18 protein-coding genes are annotated in these 16333 nt (G+C 62.2%); all 18 read left to right on the plus strand.

The window, feature by feature from the left end; translation table 11 throughout:
• Window positions 1–986 (plus strand): SIS domain-containing protein (locus tag FGQ67_RS08730; RefSeq protein WP_138341469.1); only part of this gene is annotated, 986 nt, incomplete at its 5' end.
• A 46-nt stretch (window positions 987–1032) separates the two neighbouring features.
• Entirely contained in the window at window positions 1033–1452 is a 420-nt protein-coding gene (locus tag FGQ67_RS08735; protein ID WP_035137739.1) for a PTS sugar transporter subunit IIA, read from the plus strand.
• A gap of 57 nt (window positions 1453–1509) precedes the next feature.
• A complete protein-coding gene (locus FGQ67_RS08740; RefSeq protein WP_138341423.1) occupies window positions 1510–1992 on the plus strand; it encodes a PTS sugar transporter subunit IIB in 483 nt (160 codons plus the stop codon).
• A gap of 58 nt (window positions 1993–2050) precedes the next feature.
• Window positions 2051–2824 (plus strand): PTS mannose/fructose/sorbose/N-acetylgalactosamine transporter subunit IIC, encoded by a 774-nt coding sequence (locus tag FGQ67_RS08745; protein WP_138341425.1) that lies wholly within the window; start codon window positions 2051–2053, stop codon window positions 2822–2824.
• Complete coding sequence (locus tag FGQ67_RS08750; protein ID WP_138341427.1) at window positions 2805–3638, plus strand: PTS system mannose/fructose/sorbose family transporter subunit IID; 834 nt, start codon at window positions 2805–2807, stop codon at window positions 3636–3638. Before FGQ67_RS08745 ends, FGQ67_RS08750 begins: the two co-directional genes overlap by 20 nt.
• 91 nt (window positions 3639–3729) lie before the next feature.
• Window positions 3730–4944, plus strand: a complete 1215-nt coding sequence (locus tag FGQ67_RS08755; protein ID WP_171025282.1) for an MFS transporter — start codon at window positions 3730–3732, stop codon at window positions 4942–4944.
• A gap of 170 nt (window positions 4945–5114) precedes the next feature.
• On the plus strand, window positions 5115–6176 hold the full coding sequence (locus FGQ67_RS08760) for an SIS domain-containing protein (RefSeq protein ID WP_138341429.1): 1062 nt from the start codon (window positions 5115–5117) through the stop codon (window positions 6174–6176).
• Window positions 6177–6263: 87 nt separating this feature from the next.
• The gene (locus FGQ67_RS08765) at window positions 6264–6680 is read left to right on the plus strand and encodes a PTS sugar transporter subunit IIA (protein WP_138341431.1); all 417 of its coding nucleotides are present in this window, start codon (window positions 6264–6266) and stop codon (window positions 6678–6680) included.
• Between the two features lie 17 nt (window positions 6681–6697).
• Complete coding sequence (locus tag FGQ67_RS08770) at window positions 6698–7168, plus strand: PTS sugar transporter subunit IIB (protein WP_138341433.1); 471 nt, start codon at window positions 6698–6700, stop codon at window positions 7166–7168.
• 8 nt (window positions 7169–7176) lie between these two features.
• The gene (locus FGQ67_RS08775; protein WP_117637121.1) at window positions 7177–7968 is read left to right on the plus strand and encodes a PTS mannose/fructose/sorbose/N-acetylgalactosamine transporter subunit IIC; all 792 of its coding nucleotides are present in this window, start codon (window positions 7177–7179) and stop codon (window positions 7966–7968) included.
• On the plus strand, window positions 7958–8794 hold the full coding sequence (locus FGQ67_RS08780; protein WP_117564887.1) for a PTS system mannose/fructose/sorbose family transporter subunit IID: 837 nt from the start codon (window positions 7958–7960) through the stop codon (window positions 8792–8794). Before FGQ67_RS08775 ends, FGQ67_RS08780 begins: the two co-directional genes overlap by 11 nt.
• Window positions 8795–8877: 83 nt before the next feature.
• Window positions 8878–9714: a sugar phosphate isomerase/epimerase family protein gene (locus tag FGQ67_RS08785; RefSeq protein WP_138341471.1), complete on the plus strand. Its 837-nt coding sequence runs from the start codon at window positions 8878–8880 to the stop codon at window positions 9712–9714.
• 169 nt (window positions 9715–9883) lie between these two features.
• Window positions 9884–11599 carry an ATP phosphoribosyltransferase gene (hisG, locus tag FGQ67_RS08790; protein WP_138341435.1) on the plus strand — a complete coding sequence of 572 codons (1716 nt, stop codon included), beginning with the start codon at window positions 9884–9886 and terminating at the stop codon, window positions 11597–11599.
• A gap of 105 nt (window positions 11600–11704) precedes the next feature.
• Window positions 11705–13138 (plus strand): histidinol dehydrogenase, encoded by a 1434-nt coding sequence (gene hisD / locus FGQ67_RS08795; protein WP_138341438.1) that lies wholly within the window; start codon window positions 11705–11707, stop codon window positions 13136–13138.
• Window position 13139: 1 nt separating this feature from the next.
• A complete protein-coding gene (hisC, locus tag FGQ67_RS08800) occupies window positions 13140–14255 on the plus strand; it encodes a histidinol-phosphate transaminase (RefSeq protein WP_138341440.1) in 1116 nt (371 codons plus the stop codon).
• Window positions 14256–14843 (plus strand): imidazoleglycerol-phosphate dehydratase HisB, encoded by a 588-nt coding sequence (gene hisB / locus FGQ67_RS08805; RefSeq protein ID WP_138341442.1) that lies wholly within the window; start codon window positions 14256–14258, stop codon window positions 14841–14843.
• A 46-nt stretch (window positions 14844–14889) separates the two neighbouring features.
• Window positions 14890–15591: an imidazole glycerol phosphate synthase subunit HisH gene (locus tag FGQ67_RS08810; RefSeq protein ID WP_138341444.1), complete on the plus strand. Its 702-nt coding sequence runs from the start codon at window positions 14890–14892 to the stop codon at window positions 15589–15591.
• The gene (locus FGQ67_RS08815; RefSeq protein ID WP_138341446.1) at window positions 15588–16331 is read left to right on the plus strand and encodes a 1-(5-phosphoribosyl)-5-[(5-phosphoribosylamino)methylideneamino]imidazole-4-carboxamide isomerase; all 744 of its coding nucleotides are present in this window, start codon (window positions 15588–15590) and stop codon (window positions 16329–16331) included. The genes FGQ67_RS08810 and FGQ67_RS08815 overlap by 4 nt, the downstream gene beginning before the upstream one ends.
• Window positions 16332–16333 lie beyond the last annotated feature (2 nt).

The following is a 16333-nucleotide window of genomic DNA, read 5'->3' on the forward strand; positions in this document are numbered from 1 at the left end:
AGACCGGCAAGAAGATGACCGCGCTCGCCGACAAGGTCGCCGACGAGGGCTACGACGCCGTGTTCCTGATGGGCGTCGGCGGCACCTGGGACGAGCTCATGCAGCTCGAGTACCTCATGAACAAGTTCGGCGACCGCGACCTCGAGGTCTACCTGATCCACGCCGCCGAGTGGAACGCCATGGGCCACAAGCGCATGACCGAGAAGTCCGTCGTGCTCACCGCCTCCGAGTCCGGCACCACCCCCGAGGTCCTCGAGGCCGTCAAGAAGATGAAGGACATGGGCGTGCGCGTCTACGCCATGACCAAGCCCGAGGGCCCCATCGGCCAGGCTGTGGGTGCCGAGAACTGCGTCGCCATGGCTTCTGACCATGGTTCGGGCGGCTGCGAGAAGGGCTACTACCTCGCCGACTGCTTCGGCCTGCGCCTGCTCAACCGCCGCGGCTGCTTCCCGCAGTTCGATAAGTTCATCGAGCAGACCAAGGACGTTTGGACCCACCTGGTCGACATCCGCAAGCGCTTCGAGCCGCGCGCCGAGGAGCTCGCCAAGAAGTACGCCCTGGCCCCCTACACCATGTTCATCGGCTCCGGCGCCCTGTGGGGCGAGACGATCCTGTTCTCGATGTGCATCCTGGAGGAGATGCAGTGGAAGCGCACCCGCTACATCACCTCGGCCGACTTCTTCCACGGCACGCTCGAGCTCGTGGAGCCCGGCGTCCCCGTGTTCCTGTTCATGGGCGAGGACGAGAACCGCAAGCTCGACGAGCGCGTCCGCGCCTTCCTCAACCGCGGCGTGACCGGCGACACCGACATCAACATCATCGACACCGCCGAGTTCGCGATCCCCGGCCTTGACGACGAGTTCCGCGTCATCGTCTCCCCGTGGATTTTGACGGTGCTTGTGACCGACCGCCTGGCTCGCTACTACGAGACGGTCACCAAGCACAACCTCAAGTATCGCCGCTACTATCACCAGTTCGACTACTAAAGAAAACGGGTGCGGGAACGTGCCGGGCTATTGAGAGGAACACAGAATGAGACAGTACATCATCGCCAGCCATGCGCACTTCGCTACCGGCATCAAGGAGAGCGTCGAACTGCTCTCGGGCGCTCGCGACAACGTCCACGATCTTTCGATGTTCGTCGATGGCCGCATGGACGTGGCCGAGGAGGCCCAAAAACTGCTGGCAGGCATGTCTGCTGACGATGATGTCGTTGTCTGCACCGACCTCTTTGGCGGCAGCGTCAACAACGAGTTCACCAAGATCGTCCAGACGCGTCCCCGCACGTACCTCGTTACCAACATGAACCTTCCTCTCCTCATCCAGCTGCTGTTCTCTGACGAGTCGGCGCCGGTTGAGGAGACGATTCGCGCCATCGTCGCTGCGGACGATACGCGCGTGAAGTTTGTCAACGATCTTTTGGTCGATGACGACGAGGAAGAAGAGTTCTAATCCGCAGCACCTACTGACACGCCGTAAGACGGCACAAGACCTTTGGGGGGTCACATTATGATTCAGCTACTTCGCGTTGACCATCGCCTGCTTCATGGCCAGGTCGCAGTTTCCTGGGTTCAGGGCCTTGGTTCCAACTGCATCTTCTGCGTGGGCGATAAGGTCGCTAACGACCCGGTGTGGAAGACGACGCTTAAGATGGGCAAGCCTGCCGGCTGCAAGCTCGTCATCAAAGATATGGAGCATGCAATCGAAGCTATCAACTCGGGCGTGACCGACAAGTACAAGATGATCATCTGTGTCGCCACTATTGCTGAGGCAAAGCAGCTTGTTGAGGGCTGCCCGCAGATCAAGTCGGTCAACCTGGGCAACACCAAGCCCAAGGACGAGAAGCGTCCCGATGCTCGTCAGGTCTCTCGTCAGATCTCCCTGACCGCGGCCGAGGAAGCCGATGTGCGCGAGATGCTGGATCGTGGCGTTGAGGTCGAGATTCGACCCCTGGCCGATGACCCCAAGGTTGACTGCGCCAGCGTGCTCTAGGCGTTCAATTTCGAAGAGTCTGAGCTCTTCGTAGTGTCCTATTAGGAAAGGGGGATATATGCTTACCCAAGCAATCCTCATCGGACTTATCGCCGCATTTGGTAAGTTCGACTTCCAGCTCGGTACGCTCTATGCGTTCCGCCCCATTGTCCTGTGCCCGCTCGTGGGCCTGGTGCTGGGGGACCTGCAGTCCGGCCTCGCGATCGGTGCGAGTCTGGAGCTGCTGTTCATGGGCTCGATCTCCATCGGCGCCTACGTGCCGCCTGATGAGACGATCGGCGGCGTGCTCGCCTGCGCCTTCGCTATCCAGCTGGGCCAGAGCACCGAGGCAGCCATCGCGCTTGCCATGCCCATCGCCACGCTGTGCCTTGCCATCAAGAACATCCTCAACGCCGCCCTGCCGATCCTGGTTGACCGCGCTGATGTCTTCTCCGGCCAGGGCAACCTTAAGGGTGTTTATGCGATGCACTTCCTGATCGGTTTAACCGGCATCATCATGGCGTTCCTGCTGTGCTCGCTGTCGTTCTATCTGGGTGCTGACGCTATCCAGGGCGTGCTCGACTTTATCCCCGACTTTGTTCTTGCTGGCTTTGGCGTGGCCGCCAACATCCTGCCGGCCATGGGCTTCGCCATGCTCGGCCGCCTGGTGCTCACCAAGCAGCTCGTGCCCTTCTACTTCCTGGGCTTCCTGCTGTGCTCCTACGCCAACGTGCCCGTCCTGGGCGTCGCCCTGATCGCCATCATCATCGGCATCGACAAGTTCGACCTGCTCGGCCTGGGCGGAGCCCAGCCCCAGCTCTCCGCGGAAGGGGATGAGGACGATGACTTCTAGTCCCGAGAACAAGATCACGCGCTCCGACCTCGTCAAGAGCGCCGTCAACGTCGGCGCCCTGGGCATGGAGTTCTCCTGGACCTACTACAAGCAGATGAACATCGCCTTCTGCCTGATGGTCGCCAACATGCTCAAGAAGATCTACGCCGGCCGCCCCGACGACTACGCCGAGGCCCTGCACCGCCACTGCGCGTTCTTCAACATCACCGTCCAGTTCGCCCCGTTCGTCGGCGGCATCGCGATGGCCATGGAGGAGAAGGTCGCCCGCGGCGAGATCGAGCCCGAGAGCGTCAACGACGTCAAGGCCGCCCTCATGGGCCCGCTGTCCGGCATCGGCGACTCCATCTTCCTGTCGACGCTGCGCGTGGTCGCCGCCGCGGTGGGCATCAGCCTGTGCCAGGCCGGCAACCCCTTCGGCCCCATCGCCTTCCTGCTCATCTACAACGTCCCCGGCTTCGCGCTGCGCGTCTGGGGCGCCGTCAAGGGCTACGAGCTGGGCGTGGGCTTCCTGGACGAGGCCCAGAGGACCGGCCTCATGCAGAAGATCATGACCTGCGTGGGCATCGTGGGCGTCATGGTCGTGGGCGCCATGTGCAAGGACATGTTCTGGGCCAGCATCCCGGTGGCCATCGGCTCGGGCGACGACGCCCAGACCCTCCAGGACATCCTGGACGGCATCATGCCCGGCATGCTCGGCATGATCGCCTTCTGGCTGTACTACTGGCTGCTGTCCAAGAAGATCAACCCCATGGTGCTGATCGTGGCCACCATGGTCGTGGGCATCATCGGCGCGTTCTTCGGCGTGCTGGCGTAAGGGCCCGGCTGCATAGATTTTCGTTGCAACCTGGAAAGGGGATGGAGCAGGCCTATGCCCTCCATCCCCTTTTTGTATAGAAGGAGTTCGTATGTTCGCGAAGGATCGCGAAGCAATGCGCCTGACGCCGGCAGAGGTCAGGCTGATTCTCATTGAGTCCCTGCAGTGGTGCGCCAACAACGCGGTCTACTTTTTGGGGCTTATCGGTGCGGCCACGTATGATCTGGCCGGCACGGCCTTTTTGGTTGCCGCCATTACGCTCGTGCGCAATCTTATGACGTCGGCGGGCAATATGGTGTCGGGTTCGGTCATCGATCGCTTTGGACCGCGCCGGACGTCATTTGTGACGTGCGTGATTACGGCGGTGCTATCGCTTGGCGTGGGGTTGGCGCCGCTGTCTGTCCCCGGGCTTGTGTTTGCCGCGTGCGTCTTGGGGCTTGCGGGCGGCTTTATCAACACCTGCACGCATGCGTTTCCGGGATACCTGGAGTCGACCACCGAGGGCCGTACCCGCGTGAACGGTCTCATGGTGTTCTACAGCAATATCGCCTATACCGCTGGCCCGCTGCTCGGCGGTGCCATCGTGAGCTGTTTTGCCACGCAATCGGTCTATCTGCTCATGGCGGGCATGATGGGTGTGGCGGCCGTGCTCTCCTTGGGCTGTCACGAGTGCGTTGTTCCCGCAAAAGGGGAAAAGCCGAAGGGCGGTATTCTGGGCGGCATGGCCGAGGGTGCGCGACTTACGTTTCGCGACCACGACCTGCGCCTCATCTTTATCTCGGGCTTTTTGGGATTCTTTGCGTTTGGCGCGTTTGATTCGCTTGAGTCGTTGTTCTACCGTGATGTGCTCAACGTGGATATCGTCTGGCTGGGCTGGCTGTCCTCGGTCGTGGGCCTCACTTCCTCGGTGGGCGCGTTCATCCTGACCAAGCTTTCTGCTCGCCATGTCAACCTACGATTGCTGCTCGGCGCGCTCATGGCCGTGGGCATTGGGTCCATGGTGTACGTGGGCACCGATATGCTGGGGGTCGCGATTGTCGGTCAGGCGATTAACGGTCTGGCCTGGGGGTTCCTGGAGCCGCTGCAGATGATCTTGATTCAGGAGCGCGCCGACATCAAATACCTGGGTCGCATTACCGGCTTTGTGCGCTTTGGCCTGATGAGCGCCGGCGTGGTGCCGCTGCTGGCGGCTCCGTTTTTGGCGGAGGCTTTGGGCGTCCAGACGGTACTGTTTGGAGCATCGACCATTATTGCGCTGGTAGGAACGCTGTTCTTTGTCACACAAGGGAGACGCCGGGGGCGTTAGCTATACATCAAATTCTAATTTAATACCACTCACCAGAGAATTTCGACCGTTCACCGAGGATTGGAACAGATTGAAAAGTGGTATTAAAAACACGTTGGGTGTATGTCTATAATTGGTATCGAAAAGAAACGCGATGTATAGATTCGCGTGCAGGACAGAAAGGAAAAGCCATGAAGGAAACCGAGAAGATCGAGATCATGCACTTTAGCCAGGAGGGCTACGTCGAGGACGGCAAGAACGTCTACGAGGCCGGCAAGAAGATGACCGCGCTCGCCGACAAGGTCGCCGACGAGGGCTACGACGCCGTGTTCCTGATGGGCGTCGGCGGCACCTGGGACGAGCTCATGCAGCTCGAGTACCTCATGAACAAGTTCGGCGACCGCGACCTCGAGGTCTACCTGATCCACGCCGCCGAGTGGAACGTCATGGGCCACAAGCGCATGACCGAGAAGTCCGTCGTGCTCACCGCCTCCGAGTCCGGCACCACCCCCGAGGTCCTCGAGGCCGTCAAGAAGATGAAGGACAAGGGCATTCGTGTCTACGCCATGACCAAGCCCGAGGGCCCCATCGGCCAGGCTGTCGGCGCCGAGAATTGCGTCAAGATGGCTTCCGATCATGGTAACGGTGGCTGCGAGATGGGCTACTACCTCGCCGACTGCTTCGGCCTGCGCCTGCTCAACCGCCGCGGCTGCTTCCCGCAGTTCGATAAGTTCATCGAGCAGACCAAGGACGTTTGGACCCACCTGGTCGACATCCGCAAGAGCTTCGAGCCGCGCGCCGAGGAGCTCGCCAAGAAGTACGCCCTGGCCCCCTACACCATGTTCATCGGCTCCGGCGCCCTGTGGGGCGAGACGATCCTGTTCTCGATGTGCATCCTGGAGGAGATGCAGTGGAAGCGCACCCGCTACATCACCTCGGCCGACTTCTTCCACGGCACGCTCGAGCTCGTGGAGCCCGGCGTCCCCGTGTTCTTGTTCATGGGCGAGGACGAGAACCGCAAGCTCGACGAGCGCGTCCGCGCCTTCCTCAACCGCGGCGTGACCGGCGACACCGACATCAACATCATCGACACCGCCGAGTTCGCGATTCCCGGCCTTGACGACGAGTTCCGCGTCATCGTGTCTCCGTGGATCCTCTCCTCGCTGATCACCGATCGCCTTGCCGCTTACTACGAGACGGTCACCAAGCACAACCTCAACTACCGTCGTTACTATCACCAGTTCGACTACTAATAGTTGACCACTCATTTAAGAAGCACCCTGCCCGGGCGCATGCGTCCGGGCATTTTTATGCCGAAATTCGCTAGGAAGGGGAATCGAATGAGGCAGTTTATCGTGGCGTCCCATGCTCATTTTGCGTCTGGAATCGTCGAGAGCATCGGCCTGCTTTCCGGCGAGCGCGAAAACGTCCATGCGCTCTCTATGTATGTCGACGGAAACGAGGACCTGACCAAGGAGGCCGCAGCGATTCTGAACGGCTTTGCCGCGGACGATGAGGTCGTCGTTTGCACCGACCTCTTTGGCGGCAGTGTCAACAACGAGTTCACCAAGATCGTCCAGACGCGTCCTAACACGCATCTGGTGACCAATATGAACCTGCCGCTCCTTATTCAGCTGCTGTTCGTGCCCGAATCCACCCCGATCGATGAGGCCATTCGCCAGATCGTCGAGGCGGACGACACCAAGGTCAAGTACGTCAACGACCTGCTGGGGCAGGCCGAACTCGATGAGTTTTAATCGCTAGGGAGCACATCATGATTCAGATGATTCGCGTGGACTATCGACTGCTTCACGGCCAGGTTGCCGTTAGCTGGACCTCGGCTCTGGGTGCCGACTGCATCCTGTTGGTGAGCGACACGGTCCTCAATGACAAGCTTCGTCTGCAGGCCCTGTCCCTTGCAAAGCCGGAGGGCTGCAAGGTCGTCGTCAAAAACACCGAGGATGCCGTCAAGGCGCTCCAGAGCGGTGTGACTGATAAGTACAAGCTCTTCGTGGTTTGCGAGACGATCCAGCAGGCCGGTGCCGTCGCCAAGGCGATGGGCATCAAGAAGATCAATCTCGGCAACGTTGCCTTTAGCGAGAATGCCCGCCAGGTCTCGACGAGCGTATTCCTCACGCCCGAAAACGAGGCATACGTCAAAGAACTGCTCGGCGAGGGCTATGAACTGTTCATTCAGATGATTCCGGCAGATGTGAAGACTGACGCCGCGAAGGTCATCGGTTAGGGGTTGTCATGGTTATCAAGACAATCCTGATTTTCCTGATCGCCCTTTTGGGCTATTCCGAGTGGCTGACGGGCACGAGCTACCTCCAGCGCCCAATCGTGCTCGGGCCTCTGGTTGGCCTTGTCATGGGCGATGTAGTGACCGGCACCATTATGGGCGCCACGATGGAGCTTGCCATGGTCGGTGCCATCTCGGTCGGTGCATATAACCCGCCCGATACGATTTCCGGAACCATCCTGGGTGTGTCGCTTGCCATGCAGGCCGGCGCGGACGCTTCGGCGGCCCTGACCCTGGGCATTCCCATCGCAACGATCGTCCTAGCGCTCGATACCGCCCTGGGCCAGCCGGTGATGCTGCTGCTGGTGCACCGTATCGACAAAAACGTCGAGGACGGAGACACCAAGGCCATCACGCGCAACATGCTCATCGCCGGTTACGCGCAGAGCTGGTGCGGCCTGCTGATTATTCCCCTGGCATTCTTCTTTGGCGCCGATGCTGTTGCCAGCCTGCTCAACATCATCCCCGATTTCGTTCAGACCGGCATGGATGTCGCCGCCGCCTTCTTGCCTGCACTCGGCTTTGCGATGCTGGCCCAGATGATTATGAACAAGACTGTGGCTCCGTTCTTCTTCGCTGGCTTCTTCCTCGTCGCCTACTTTGGTATTAGCACGACGGGCGTGGCGATCTTTGCCGCGATCATCGTCGTTGCGATGACGGTTTTGGGTGACAAGAAAAAGGCGGAGCAGCCTGCAGCGGCAACCGAGGATCCTGCGATTGGGAGTGGGTTCGATGAGTTTTAAGTTTGAGTCTTCTTACGACGGGCTGATTTCCCGCGCAGACCTTAAGAAGCTGTTCTGGCGCTCGATTCCCTATGAGCATTCCTGGAACTACGAGCGTATGGGCCATATCGGCTTTATGTGGGCCCTTATGCCGATTCTCCGCAAGCTGTATCCGCAGGATGCGGACTTTAAGGCCGCCCTTAAGCGCCATATGGAGCTCTATAACGTCACGCCGTACATCTCGACGCTTCCCATGTCCATCGCCGCCGCAATGGAAGAGGTCAACGCTACTGACGATAGCTTTGACACGAGCGCGATCTCTAATGTCAAGCTTGCTTTGATGGGACCGCTGTCCGGCGTGGGCGATGCCTTCTACTGGGGCACGCTGCGAATTTTGGCAACGGGTGTCGGCACGTCGCTGGCGCTGCAGGGCTCTATTCTTGGCCCGATTTTGTTCCTGCTCGTGTTCAACGTCCCTCACTACATCATCCGTTACCTGCTGACGTTTGTGGGGTATCGCTTTGGCTCGGACATGATCAGCAAGGTCCAGGAATCGGGCATTATGGACACGATCGTCAAGATGGCCTCTATCATGGGCGCCATGGTGATCGGTGCTATGACCATGGAGATGGTGACCGTGGACATTCCGCTCATGGTCGGTGCGGGCGATGGTGCTCAGACGCTCGCCGAGCTGCTCAACGGAATCTTCCCGGGCTTTGTCACGATGGGGCTGTTTGGAATCGTCTATCTCATGCTCAAGAAGAAGATGAATCCGCTGCTCATCATGCTCGTGATCCTGCTCGTGAGTATCGCTGGCGCGTTCTTTGGAGTGCTTGGTGTCCAGTAGAGTATCCGTCATAATGAGAACAATGTAAGAGGGGGCGTCGCGCACACTGTGCTGCGGCGCCCTTTTGCTGAAAGGTGGACAAGATGGAGTATCCGCAGCTTGCCGTCATGAATATCAGCCATCGTTATTTTGACCTTGAGGAATTCTTTTCTTCGGCAGCGGCCTCGGGTTACACGTGTTGCGAGCTTTGGACCGGAGCGATGCATCTGTATGTCGATTGCCATGGATACGATTCGCTCGAGCAGGTGCGGGAGCTGTCACAGCGGTATGGGGTTCGGATTGTGGGGCTTTGTCCCGAACAGAACAACCCCAAGCCGTGGAATATCGCGGCGCGCGGGAATGAGGCACGTGCCCGCACGCTCGCGTACTTTAAGAACGTTGTGGATATCGCGGCGGAACTTGGAGCCGAGCAGGTCATGGTCTCGAGCGGCTGGGCATTTTTGAACGAGCCGATCGAGGACGCGTGGGGTCGCAGCGCCTCGATGCTGCGTGCGATTGCCGAGCATGCGGGAGAGCGCGGCGTGCGACTGGTGCTCGAGGCCCTACAGCCGGTTGAGTCGATGATCGTGAACTCGGCGGCCGACACGAAGCGCATGATCGAGGCAGTTGATCATCCGGCACTTAAGGCGTGTCTGGATTTGGGCGCTATGGCGGTGGCAGGGGATACCATCGACGATTATTTCGATCTGCTTGGCGATGATGTCGCCCACGTGCATTTTGTCGATGTTGCGGCAGATGGCACGACGCATCTTGCCTGGGGTGACGGCGATCGCGATATGCGCGCCGACCTGGATAGGCTGGTGGCGCGCGGCTATCGCGGAGTTGTTTCGGCCGAGACCTATGACGGGCGCTATTTCGCCGACCCCGCAGCTGCCGATGCGCAGGTAATGGCAGAGTATCGTCGTGCGATTGGCGCCTAGGCGGGTTTGGGTTGCGGCGATCTGCCCTATGTTTCCAAATGAATACGGCGTGAGCGGCTGCGATGGATTTTCCCCGCAAACACTCTAGTATGCTAAAGTACCCAGAAGACCGGCGGAGCTATGCCGGTCTTCTGTTCTATATGAAACACAGCATGAGGAGGCTCACCAGATGACGGCCACACCGTGGGGATTCCGGGACATATTGCCCGAGGAGGCTCAGGCGCGCGAGGAGATCGCATGTACGGTGAAGGGCTGCTTTAGGGAGCATCATTACCTGCCGGTCGAGACGCCGCTGCTCGAGGACAAGGGTTCGCTCGAGGAAGGCGGCCGCATTGCGGACACGCCGTTTAAGCTCTTTGATGACGACGGTCGCCTGCTGGTGGTCCGTCCCGACAACACGCTGCCGATCGTGCGCTTGGTTTCGACCCGCATGCGCGCGGCCGACCTGCCCCTGCGCCTTCGCTACGAGGCGCCGGTGGTTCGTGAGTGCCAGCGCAATGCCGGCGGCTCGCGTCAGTTTACGCAACTGGGTTTTGAGCTCATCGGTGCGGGCGATACCGCGGGCGATGTCGAGATTGTCTCGCTCGTGGCCGAGGCCGTGCGTAAGCTCGCGCTGCCCGATGCGCGCATTATCGCAGGTAGTGTGCGTCCGTTTAAGGAGCTGCTCGCGGCGTGCGAGGATCGCGAGCTGGCTGCCGAAGCCCTGTGCTGCGTGCACGCCAACGACTTCGTGGGCCTCGATTCTCGCGTGGCGGCAAGCGCCGAGTCCGATGCCGTCAAGGCCGCCATTAGCGAGCTGCCGCGCTTGCACGGCGGAGCCGAGGTACTCGACCGCGTGGACGCACTGCTGGAGGCTGCCGGTATCGCCGCGCCGCTGACGCGCGAACTGCGTGCCCTGGTCGAGGGCCTGGCGCCCGAGGACGCCCGGGTGCTGTCGTTCGACTTCTCCATCATGAACTCTTTTGATTACTACACGGGTCTGGTCTTTAAGGCCTATGCCGGTGGCCTGCCCGATCCGGTGGGCTCGGGCGGCCGCTACGACTCCATCTTTACCGGCGCGTTCGGCGACGGCATCGAGGTGCCGGCGGCGGGCTTCGCCTTTTCGCTCGAGCGTCTGGAGGCCGCGCGCACCTCGGCCGAGGACGCCGCTTCCGATGGCGATCACGCCGTGGGCCGTGGCGCCGAGGGTCCGCTGCGCATTGCCGTGCCCAAGGGCTCGCTTAAGGCCGACACGCTCGACGTGCTCGAGGCAGCGGGCTTAGACGTCTCTGAGCTGCGCGATCCCGGTCGTCACCTGATCGTACGCGGTCGCGACACGCGTGCCGGTGAGGGCGCGGTCGGAGATATCGAGTTTGTCATCGTGCGCCCCAGCGACGCGCCCGCCTTTGTGGGCTGCGGCGGCGCCGATTGCGGCATCTGCGGCTGGGACTCGCTCATCGAGGCTGACCTCAACCTGCTGCAGCTGGTCGACCTGGGCTATGGCCTGTGCACTTTCATTGAGGCGGAGCCCGCGTGGCGTGCCGGCCAGGCCGAGCGCAACTATGCCCGCCGCGGGTCGCTTCGTGTGGCCACCAAGTATCCGCGCATTGCGAGCGCCTGGTATGCCGAGCGCGGCGTGAATGCCGATATCGTCTCGCTACACGGTAACATCGAGCTGGGCCCCATCGTCGGTATGACCGACCGTATCGTGGACATTACTGCCACGGGCGCCACGTTGCGCGATAACAACCTGGTTATTACTGGTCGCATTATGGACTGCACGGCGCGCTTCTTTGTCAATCCGGGTGCCGCTCGCCTGGATCCGCGCGTTCGCAACTTGGCCGATCGCCTGGCCGCGGCCGTGAAGGACAAGCATTTTGAGCCCGTCGCGGGCTCGGCACAATAGCGAGAGCACGCACGGGCGCCCCAACGTACGGGCTGCGGGTCGACTGGCGCCGCCGCCCGGCATCTCGTTTTTCAAACGCAACCTCAACCGATAGGGGATACCGAAATGAAGACCATCAAGCTTGCTCCCGGTGAGCGCCTCGTTACCAACCAGCTCAACCGCAAGGGCGTGCTGCCACAAAACATCGTCGACGCCGCCCGCGATATCGTGGCCAACGTGCGCGTCAACGGCGATGCCGCGGTGCGCGATTATTGCCAGCGTTTTGATGGCGTTGAGCTGCAGGGCTTCCGCTTGCCGCAGGAGCAGATCGATGCCGCGCTCGAAGGTCTCGATCCGGCCTTTGTCGCCGCGTTGGAGAAAGCTGCACGCCAGATCCGCGAGTTCCACCAGCGCGAGGTCGAGCAGAGTTGGTTTACCACGCGTGCGGACGGCACGATGCTCGGCGTTAAGGTGACCCCGCTCGCGGCGGCCGGCATCTACGTGCCGGGCGGTCGCGCGCAGTATCCTTCCACCGTGCTTATGAATGCCATTCCCGCCAAGGTCGCCGGCGTCAAGCGCGTGGTCATGGTGACGCCGCCGCAAAAGGACGGCCTGATCAGCCCGTATACGCTCGCGGCAGCCAAGCTCGGCGGCGTGGACGAGATCTATATGGTGGGCGGCGCTCAGGCCGTGGCCGCGCTGGCGTACGGTACCGAGACCATTCCGCGTGTCGATAAAATCACCGGTCCGGGCAACGCTTTTGTTGCCGCTGCCAAGCAGATTGTCTCGGGCGACGTGGGAATCGACATGGTCGCTGGCCCGTCCGAGGTCTGCGTGCTGGCCGATGCCACGGCCAAGCCTATGGTGGTCGCGGCCGACCTGATGGCCCAGGCCGAGCACGATCCGCTGGCAGCCTGCTATCTGGTGACCTGCGACGAGCGGTTTGCGCGTGAGGTCGAGGCGGGTATCGAAATTCTGGTAGCGCAGTCCCCGCGTGCCGAGATTACGCGTGCCTCGCTCGATAACGAGGGCACCATCGTGGTGGCCGCCGACATGGCAGCTGCCGTCGAGGCTGTGAACACCGTGGCGCCCGAGCACCTGGAGCTGCACTGCAAGGATGCGATGGGCCTGCTCGGCGGCATTCGCAACGCCGGCGCCATCTTTGTGGGCGCCTGGAGCTCCGAGCCGCTCGGCGATTATGTTGCCGGTCCCAACCACACGCTGCCGACCGGCGGCACCGCCTTGTTCTCCAACCCGCTTTCGGTCGAAGAGTTCGTTAAGCGCTCGAGCGTCATCTGCTATACGCCCGAGGGCCTGCTCTCCGACGCTCCCGCCACGCAGCGTCTAGCCGAGGCCGAGGGCCTGTGGGCGCACGCGCTTTCGGCCGCTCTGCGTCGCCGCGTGTTGGAGCAGGGCGAGGATGCCGTGAGTGCCGAGTCGCTGGCCGCGGCCGATCTGACCAAGGTTGCCTGGCCGGGCGACGCTGTGGCGACGGTTGCCGAGGGTGTGGACCTGGCGGCTGCGGGCGGTGCCGCTGGCGCGGTCGTCGAGGAGGCCTAATATGGCCGAGCTGACGCCCCACATGAAGGAACTCGTCCAGCCTTACCTGGCCGGTATTGAGCCCTACGATCCTAACTTTACGCCCACGCGCATCAACCTTTCGGCCAACGAGAACACCTATCCCGTGCCGGCCGGCGTGCGCGAGGCGATCGACGCGGCCCTGGCTGCTACACCGCTCAACCGCTATCCCGATCCCATGTCAAACGACCTGCGCGACGAGCTTGCTGCCTGGCATGGCGTGACGCGCGAGAACATCTGCGTGGGAAACGGCGGCGACGAGCTGCTCTATAACTATCTGCTGGCGTTTGGCGGCGCGGGAAGGATTCTGCTCAACTGCCCGCCGTGCTTTAGCGAGTATGCGTTCTTTGCGTCTCTGTGCCAGACCGAGGTGCGCGACGTGTGGCGCGACCCGGCGACCTTTGAGCTCGACCAGGCTGCTGTGCTCGCGGCCGCGCCCGAGTGCAACCTGGCAATCGTGACCTCGCCCAACAATCCCACGGGCGACGTGGCGCCGCTCGACTTTGTCGCGGCGCTGTGCGATGCGTGCCCCGGCATGGTCATGGTCGACGAGGCCTACGTTGAGTTTGCCGACGATTCGTTTGGCGCGGCCACCACGGCGCAGGGGCTTATTGCCGAGCATCCCAACCTGGTGATTCTGCATACGCTGTCCAAGGCGTTTGGCGCTGCCGGCACGCGCCTGGGCTATGTGATCGCGGCACCCGAGGTCATCGACGTGTTCGCGGCGATTCGCCAGATCTATTCGGTCAACGTGCTGAGCCAGGCGGCAGCACTTGCCTGTGTGCGTGCCCGTGATGCCTATGCGCCCGTGGTGGCGCAGGTCGCATCCGAGCGCGAGCGCGAGCTGTGCGCCCTGCGCGCGATGGCTGCCGAGGGCCTGCCCGTGGAGGCGTGGCCGAGCGCGGCGAACTTTGTGCTCGTGCGTACGCCGCATGCCACGCGCGTGCGCGAGCGTCTGCGCGATGAGTATTCGATTCTGGTGCGCGACTTTAGCTACGCGCCGGGGCTCGCGGACTGCCTGCGCATTACCGTGGACACCCCGCAGGAAAATGACGAGGTGCTGGCCGCGTTTGCCGCGCTGGTGAAGGAGGAGATGTAGATGGGCCGTTATGCCGAGGTAACCCGTAAGACGGGGGAGACCGATATTGTCGTCAAGCTCGATTTGGATGGAACCGGTACGTGCGATATCTCGACCGGCGTGCCGTTTTTCGACCACATGCTCAACGCCTTTGGCCGCCATGGCCTGTTTGATTTGACGGTGCGCGCGGTGGGCGACGTGGAGGTCGACGCACACCACACCGTCGAGGACACGGGCATTGTGCTGGGTGAGGCGTTTTGCCAAGCGCTGAGTGACAAGGTGGGCATTACGCGCTTTGCCGACGCGGCGATCGCCATGGACGAGACGCTCGTGATGGCCGCCGTGGATATCTCGGGCCGCGGCCAGGCTTACTGCGAGCTGCCCGTGCCGACCGAGCGCGTGGGCACCTTTGATACCGAGCTGGCTGTCGAGTTCTTCTACGCCTTCGCGCGCGACGCCAAACTCACGCTGCACGTGCGCGAGCTGGCGGGCGGTAACTCGCATCACATTATCGAGGCTGCCTTTAAGGCCGTGGGCCGCACGATGCGCCGCGCCTGCGAGCTCGATCCCCGCGTGCAGGGCATCCCCAGCACCAAGGGCTCGCTGTAACCTGCCAAAAAGGGACAGGTTTTGAATGAGATAAGGGAGGGATCGCGTGGGCGAACCGAAGATCGTGGTGGTCGACTACCACAAGGGCAACTTGTCGAGCGTTGTGCGCGGGCTTGCGCGCGCCGGTGCCGCCGCCTGCACGTCGGACGACCCGGAGCAGATCCGTAACGCCGACGGCTTGGTCATCCCGGGCGTGGGTGCGTTCTGCGACGCGATTGCCTTTATGCGCCAGAGCGGCGAGGCGGACGCGGTGCTCGACGCCGTTGCCGCTGGAACTCCGCTGCTCGGCATCTGCCTGGGCCTTCAGCTGTTTTTTGAGCGCGGCGACGAGGGCGTGCCTGCGGACGAAGGCGCGGTTGCCGACGGCAACACCCCCGAGCAGGCCGGTGGCCCCTGGGTCGATGGCCTGGGCATCATGCGCGGCTCGTGCACGCACTTGGAGTCGAGCCGCCTGAAGGTGCCGCACGTGGGCTGGGATCAGGTGCACATGACGCCCGCCGGTGCGGCCGATCCGCTGCTCGCCGGTTTTGCCGAGGGCGCCAATATGTACTTCACCCACAGCTATGCGGTGGCCGACGATGCCGATGCCGCCGATGTGCTGGCGCGCACGCACTATACGCGGAGCTTCCCGTGCATCGTGCGCCACGGCAACGTGTGGGGCTGCCAGTTCCATCCCGAGAAATCCTCCGCGCTGGGTCAGCGCATCCTTAAGAACTTCGTCAGCATCGTCGAGGAGGTTGGCCGATGATCCTGTTTCCCGCAATCGATCTGATCGGCGGCAAGGTTGTGCGCCTGGAGCGCGGCGACCGCAGCCGCTGCAAGGTATATTCCGACGACCCCGTGGCCGTCGCCCGCTCGTTTGCCGAGCAGGGCGCGAACTGGGTGCACGTCGTCGACCTGTCCGCTGCCTTTGGCGAGGACGAGGACACATGCGCTGCCAATTCGGCGGCGATTAAGGCCATCTGCGGCGTCGACGGTCTGTCCGTGGACGTGGGCGGCGGCGTTCGCTCGCTCGCACGCATCGATGAGCTGGCAGGTTATGGTGCTCGCCGCATTGCGCTGGGCACCGTGCTGGTGACCGAGCCGGGGTTTGCCGAGGTGGCAGCCCAAGGCTTTGGCGAGATGCTGGTTGCCGACATTGCCGCACGCGACGGTCAGGTCAAGGTGAACGGCTGGCGTGACGGCGCGGGCGTGGCACTCGACGACGCCGTGGCGCAGCTCACCGAGCTGGGCTTTAAACACCTGGTGTATACCGACATCGCGCGTGATGGCATGCAGACGGGCATCGCTGTGGCGGCGTATCGTCATGTGGCCGAGGTCGCGGGCTTTCCCGTCGTGGCTTCGGGCGGCATCTCGACGCTCGACGACATCCGCGCGCTGGCTGCGGTGGGTGAGGGCGCGATTGAAGGCGCCATTACCGGCCGTGCGCTCTACGAGGGCAACTTTACGCTGGCACAGGCGCTGGCCGCCGCCCGAGGGGAGGAGTAGCC

Source organism: Collinsella aerofaciens (assembly GCF_005845035.1).
In the GTDB taxonomy this organism is placed as follows: domain Bacteria; phylum Actinomycetota; class Coriobacteriia; order Coriobacteriales; family Coriobacteriaceae; genus Collinsella; species Collinsella aerofaciens_I.

Bases quoted from the DNA above. Each gene is read 5' to 3' on its own strand.
- FGQ67_RS08735 (WP_035137739.1), top strand. From the start codon at position 1,033: ATGAGACAGTACATCATCGCCAGCCATGCGCACTTCGCTACCGGCATC.
- FGQ67_RS08740 (WP_138341423.1), top strand. From the start codon at position 1,510: ATGATTCAGCTACTTCGCGTTGACCATCGCCTGCTTCATGGCCAGGTC.
- FGQ67_RS08745 (WP_138341425.1), top strand. From the start codon at position 2,051: ATGCTTACCCAAGCAATCCTCATCGGACTTATCGCCGCATTTGGTAAG.
- FGQ67_RS08750 (WP_138341427.1), top strand. From the start codon at position 2,805: ATGAGGACGATGACTTCTAGTCCCGAGAACAAGATCACGCGCTCCGAC.
- FGQ67_RS08755 (WP_171025282.1), top strand. From the start codon at position 3,730: ATGTTCGCGAAGGATCGCGAAGCAATGCGCCTGACGCCGGCAGAGGTC.
- FGQ67_RS08760 (WP_138341429.1), top strand. From the start codon at position 5,115: ATGAAGGAAACCGAGAAGATCGAGATCATGCACTTTAGCCAGGAGGGC.
- FGQ67_RS08765 (WP_138341431.1), top strand. From the start codon at position 6,264: ATGAGGCAGTTTATCGTGGCGTCCCATGCTCATTTTGCGTCTGGAATC.
- FGQ67_RS08770 (WP_138341433.1), top strand. From the start codon at position 6,698: ATGATTCAGATGATTCGCGTGGACTATCGACTGCTTCACGGCCAGGTT.
- FGQ67_RS08775 (WP_117637121.1), top strand. From the start codon at position 7,177: ATGGTTATCAAGACAATCCTGATTTTCCTGATCGCCCTTTTGGGCTAT.
- FGQ67_RS08780 (WP_117564887.1), top strand. From the start codon at position 7,958: ATGAGTTTTAAGTTTGAGTCTTCTTACGACGGGCTGATTTCCCGCGCA.
- FGQ67_RS08785 (WP_138341471.1), top strand. From the start codon at position 8,878: ATGGAGTATCCGCAGCTTGCCGTCATGAATATCAGCCATCGTTATTTT.
- hisG (WP_138341435.1), top strand. From the start codon at position 9,884: ATGACGGCCACACCGTGGGGATTCCGGGACATATTGCCCGAGGAGGCT.
- hisD (WP_138341438.1), top strand. From the start codon at position 11,705: ATGAAGACCATCAAGCTTGCTCCCGGTGAGCGCCTCGTTACCAACCAG.
- hisC (WP_138341440.1), top strand. From the start codon at position 13,140: ATGGCCGAGCTGACGCCCCACATGAAGGAACTCGTCCAGCCTTACCTG.
- hisB (WP_138341442.1), top strand. From the start codon at position 14,256: ATGGGCCGTTATGCCGAGGTAACCCGTAAGACGGGGGAGACCGATATT.
- FGQ67_RS08815 (WP_138341446.1), top strand. From the start codon at position 15,588: ATGATCCTGTTTCCCGCAATCGATCTGATCGGCGGCAAGGTTGTGCGC.